The following is a 5,686-nucleotide window of genomic DNA, read 5'->3' on the forward strand; positions in this document are numbered from 1 at the left end:
AGCGCAGGAGAGCAGTAATATAGTGATGGTTTGGTTAATATGTTTTTAGGAGCAGGTTAAAAAAAACATTTCAAAAAATTTGCTGTAATAAAAAGTTTGTCTATCTTTGCAGTCCCGAATCGAGAGATGTTGGGAGCGCAGGAGATGGTAAGAAAAACATAAAGGAAACGGATTCGAGGTTACGAAAAAAACTTCAAAAAAGTTTTGGTAGTTTGGAAAAAACTTTTTACTTTTGCACTCGCAAATCAGGAACAAGATGACAGATTTAAGATTCCTGAGGAAGCGAAAAGAACAAAGTTCATTGACATAAGATATAACAACCAAGTAAGGAAAAAAACCAAAGCGTCAATTTTAAATTGAGTTTGAGTATAAGGACAAACAAGCATACAATGGAGAGTTTGATCCTGGCTCAGGATGAACGCTAGCGGGAGGCCTAACACATGCAAGCCGAGCGGTAGATTGCTTTCGGGCAATTGAGAGCGGCGCACGGGTGCGGAACACGTGTGCAACCTGCCTTTATCTGGGGGATAGCCTTTCGAAAGGAAGATTAATACCCCATAATATGTTGAATGGCATCATTCGACATTGAAAGCTCCGGCGGATAGAGATGGGCACGCGCAAGATTAGATAGTTGGTGAGGTAACGGCTCACCAAGTCAATGATCTTTAGGGGGCCTGAGAGGGTGATCCCCCACACTGGTACTGAGACACGGACCAGACTCCTACGGGAGGCAGCAGTGAGGAATATTGGACAATGGGTGAGAGCCTGATCCAGCCATCCCGCGTGAAGGACGACGGCCCTATGGGTTGTAAACTTCTTTTGTACAGGGATAAACCTTTCCACGTGTGGGAAGCTGAAGGTACTGTACGAATAAGCACCGGCTAACTCCGTGCCAGCAGCCGCGGTAATACGGAGGGTGCAAGCGTTATCCGGATTTATTGGGTTTAAAGGGTCCGTAGGCGGATCTGTAAGTCAGTGGTGAAATCTCACAGCTTAACTGTGAAACTGCCATTGATACTGCAGGTCTTGAGTAAATTTGAAGTGGCTGGAATAAGTAGTGTAGCGGTGAAATGCATAGATATTACTTAGAACACCAATTGCGAAGGCAGGTCACTAAGATTTAACTGACGCTGAGGGACGAAAGCGTGGGGAGCGAACAGGATTAGATACCCTGGTAGTCCACGCCGTAAACGATGCTAACTCGTTTTTGGGTTTTCGGATTCAGAGACTAAGCGAAAGTGATAAGTTAGCCACCTGGGGAGTACGTTCGCAAGAATGAAACTCAAAGGAATTGACGGGGGCCCGCACAAGCGGTGGATTATGTGGTTTAATTCGATGATACGCGAGGAACCTTACCAAGACTTAAATGGGAATTGACAGATTTAGAAATAGATCCTCCTTCGGGCAATTTTCAAGGTGCTGCATGGTTGTCGTCAGCTCGTGCCGTGAGGTGTTAGGTTAAGTCCTGCAACGAGCGCAACCCCTGTCACTAGTTGCTACCATTCAGTTGAGGACTCTAGTGAGACTGCCTACGCAAGTAGAGAGGAAGGTGGGGATGACGTCAAATCATCACGGCCCTTACGTCTTGGGCCACACACGTAATACAATGGCCGGTACAGAGGGCAGCTACACAGCGATGTGATGCAAATCTCGAAAGCCGGTCTCAGTTCGGATTGGAGTCTGCAACTCGACTCTATGAAGCTGGAATCGCTAGTAATCGCGCATCAGCCATGGCGCGGTGAATACGTTCCCGGGCCTTGTACACACCGCCCGTCAAGCCATGGAAGTCTGGGGTACCTGAAGTCGGTGACCGTAAAAGGAGCTGCCTAGGGTAAAACAGGTAACTAGGGCTAAGTCGTAACAAGGTAGCCGTACCGGAAGGTGCGGCTGGAACATCTCATTTTAGAGACTATACGTCAAAAAATATTAAAAGAGCCTTATACAAAGAATAAAGCTTTGGTTTTTTTACTCGGTTGATTATATAAAAAATAAACCCACTAGAAATTAGTAAAGGGAAAGAGATAATTATTAATTAATAATTGTTAATTATTAATTATTAAATAGTCTCGTAGCTCAGCTGGTTAGAGCGCTACACTGATAATGTAGAGGTCGGCAGTTCGAGCCTGCCCGAGACTACTAATTGAAGGGAATTATAGATTAAAAATTATAGATTTTAGATTATAACATATGTTTCATTTAAAATTTATAATCTAGAATTTAAAATTTCTACTAGAGGGGGAATTAGCTCAGCTGGCTAGAGCGCCTGCCTTGCACGCAGGAGGTCAAGGGTTCGACTCCCTTATTCTCCACTGTTTTATGAGTCTGGTTTAAAAGTTACGGATAGAGCCAAAAACAATATTCGTTCATCAGACCAATAGAAAGAAATAAGATCATTGACATTAACGGTAAAGACATCACAAAGAGAAAACCGAGCGCAATAAGCGCTTGAGTAACCTAAAAATAGGAAAGAAATCGTTAAGGGCGTATGGCGGATGCCTAGGCTTTCAGAGGCGACGAAGGACGTGGTAAGCTGCGAAAAGCTGCGGGGATCGGCACACACGAATTGATCCGCAGATGTCCGAATGGGGCAACCCAATACATTGAAGATGTATTACCCGCCGTAAGGCGAGGAGCAAACCCGGAGAACTGAAACATCTAAGTACCCGGAGGAAAAGAAATCGAAGAGATTCCGTAAGTAGTGGCGAGCGAAAGCGGATTAGCCCAAAAGTCTTTATATGTTTAGAAGAATGTTCTGGAAAGAACAGCCATAGACGGTGATAGCCCGGTATTCGAAAGGCATACATAGATGATAAATGAGTAGGGCGGGACACGTGAAATCCTGTCTGAATATGGGGGGACCATCCTCCAAGGCTAAATACTCCTGAAAGACCGATAGTGAACAAGTACTGTGAAGGAAAGGTGAAAAGCACTTCGAATAGAAGGGTGAAATAGAACCTGAAACCGTACGCCTACAAGCGGTCGGAGCACCTATATGGTGTGACGGCGTGCCTTTTGCATAATGAGCCTACGAGTTAATTTTACTAGCGAGGTTAAGGACTTCAGGTCCGGAGCCGGAGCGAAAGCGAGTCTGAATAGGGCGATGAGTTAGTAGGATTAGACGCGAAACCTTGTGATCTACCCATGGGCAGGTTGAAGCTTTGGTAACACAAAGTGGAGGACCGAACCGGTTGACGTTGAAAAGTCTTCGGATGACCTGTGGGTAGGGGTGAAAGGCCAATCAAACTGGGAGATAGCTCGTACTCCCCGAAATGCATTTAGGTGCAGCGTCGTGATAAGTTTATTAGAGGTAGAGCTACTGATTGGATGCGGGGGAGTCAAATCCTACCAATTCCTGACAAACTCCGAATGCTAATAAATGTTCCACGGCAGTGAGGGCATGGGTGCTAAGGTCCATGTCCGAGAGGGAAAGAACCCAGACCAACAGCTAAGGTCCCTAAATATATGCTAAGTTGAAACAACGCGGTTGGACTGCATTGACAGCTAGGATGTTGGCTTGGAAGCAGCCATTCATTTAAAGAGTGCGTAACAGCTCACTAGTCGAGCGGTCCGGCATGGATAATAATCGGGCATAAGCATATTACCGAAGCTATGGATTTATAATTTATTATATCTGGTAGGGGAGCATTCTATTTGCGCCGAAGCAGTATCGCGAGGTATTGTGGAGCGGATAGAAAAGAAAATGTAGGCATAAGTAACGATAAAGGGGGCGAGAAACCCCCTCACCGAAAGACTAAGGTTTCCTCAGCCATGCTAATCAGCTGAGGGTTAGTCGGGACCTAACGCGAACCCGAAAGGGGTAGTGGATGGACAATGGGTTAATATTCCCATACTTGCTCACACTAAAAAGGGGACGGAGTGACGTAGCTGCTGAAGACTGACGGAATAGTCAAGGCCTAGCCTTCGGGCGAAGCTGCTGTAGTGAACTCGCTTCCAAGAAAAGCCGAAGTGAAGCAACCCGTACCAAAACCGACACAGGTAGTCGAGGAGAGAATCCTAAGGTGCTCGAGTGAGTCGTGGCTAAGGAACTAGGCAAAATAGTCTCGTAACTTCGGAAGAAGAGACGCCGGCAGCAATGCCGGCCGCAGTGAAGAGGCCCAGGCGACTGTTTATCAAAAACACAGGACTCTGCTAAATCGAAAGATGCTGTATAGGGTCTGACACCTGCCCGGTGCTGGAAGGTTAAGGAAGGGCGTTAGCGTAAGCGAAGCGTTTGACTGAAGCCCCAGTAAACGGCGGCCGTAACTATAACGGTCCTAAGGTAGCGAAATTCCTTGTCGGGTAAGTTCCGACCTGCACGAATGGTGTAACGATCTGGGCACTGTCTCAGCCACGAGCTCGGTGAAATTGTAGTATCGGTGAAGATGCCGATTACCCGCAATGGGACGAAAAGACCCTGTGAACCTTTACTATAACTTCGTATTGACTTTGAGTAAACAATGTGTAGGATAGGTGGGAGGCTATGAAGCCGGCACGCTAGTGTTGGTGGAGCCAACGTTGAAATACCACCCTTTGTTTACTTGGAGCCTAACTTCGAAAGAAGGACATTGCGTGGTGGGTAGTTTGACTGGGGTGGTCGCCTCCAAAAGAGTAACGGAGGCTTTCAAAGGTACCCTCAGCACGCTTGGTAACCGTGCGTAGAGTGTAATGGCATAAGGGTGCTTGACTGTGAGACCTACAAGTCGATCAGGTGCGAAAGCAGGACATAGTGATCCGGTGGTTCCGTATGGAAGGGCCATCGCTCATAGGATAAAAGGTACTCCGGGGATAACAGGCTAGTCTCCCCCAAGAGCTCACATCGACGGGGAGGTTCGGCACCTCGATGTCGGCTCGTCACATCCTGGGGCTGGAGAAGGTCCCAAGGGTTGGGCTGTTCGCCCATTAAAGTGGCACGCGAGCTGGGTTCAGAACGTCGTGAGACAGTTCGGTCTCTATCTATTGCGGGCGTTAGATGTTTGAGAGGACTTGATTCTAGTACGAGAGGACCGAATTGAACAAACCTCTGGTGTATCAGTTGTACCGCCAGGTGCACCGCTGAGTAGCTATGTTTGGAAGAGATAAGCACTGAAAGCATATAAGTGCGAAACTCGCCTCAAGATGAGACATCTTTTAAGGGTCGTTGGAGATGACGACGTTGATAGGCTACAGGTGTAAAGACAGTAATGTCATAGCCGAGTAGTACTAATTACCCGTAGATTTATAGCCTATTGGTTACATTAAACCAAGCGGTTATTGCGCAACCAAGGTTTGCTCTTTGTGAAAGTTTTTATCGATTAAAACAGGTATCAGATGACAGATACAAGGTAGCAGGTAGCAGTGAAGCTATTACCTGAGACCTATAATCTGCAACCTGAACCTTATATACAACCTTTAGGGTGGTTTTAGCAGAGGGGCTCACCTGTTCCCATTCCGAACACAGAAGTTAAGCCCTCTAGCGCCGATGGTACTGCGATAAGCGGGAGAGTAGGTCGCCGCCAGTTTTTTTTAAACCTTCATTCTTTTTTGAGTGAAGGTTTTTTTTATGCTTTATAGCCAAGTACTTTCCTATAAAATTTGTTTTAACAGCCTTAATCAACTGAATGATTGAGGTTTTTTATGCCTTATATATAGCCAAGACTGTATTCTATATACCAATAACTGATAACATTTTATTATTCCATCCGATTAT

At 46.1% G+C, this 5,686-nt stretch carries 2 tRNA genes and 3 rRNA genes; all 5 read left to right on the forward strand.

The annotated features are described in order from the left end of the window. The first annotated feature begins 386 nt into the window (after positions 1-386). A 16S ribosomal RNA gene (locus QOL71_RS17590) occupies positions 387-1,903 on the forward strand. Between the two features lie 159 nt (positions 1,904-2,062). Continuing rightward, a tRNA-Ile gene (locus QOL71_RS17595) sits at positions 2,063-2,136 on the forward strand. Positions 2,137-2,235: 99 nt separating this feature from the next. Then, a tRNA-Ala gene (locus tag QOL71_RS17600) sits at positions 2,236-2,309 on the forward strand. A gap of 156 nt (positions 2,310-2,465) precedes the next feature. Continuing rightward, positions 2,466-5,223 (forward strand): 23S ribosomal RNA (locus QOL71_RS17605). Between the two features lie 166 nt (positions 5,224-5,389). Then, positions 5,390-5,498: ribosomal RNA gene (gene rrf / locus QOL71_RS17610) — 5S ribosomal RNA — on the forward strand. The 16S, 23S and 5S rRNA genes sit together here with 2 tRNA genes alongside, the layout of an rRNA operon. The last annotated feature ends 188 nt before the right edge of the window (positions 5,499-5,686 follow it).

This window comes from Epilithonimonas pallida (genome assembly GCF_900182975.1).
GTDB lineage: Bacteria > Bacteroidota > Bacteroidia > Flavobacteriales > Weeksellaceae > Epilithonimonas > Epilithonimonas pallida.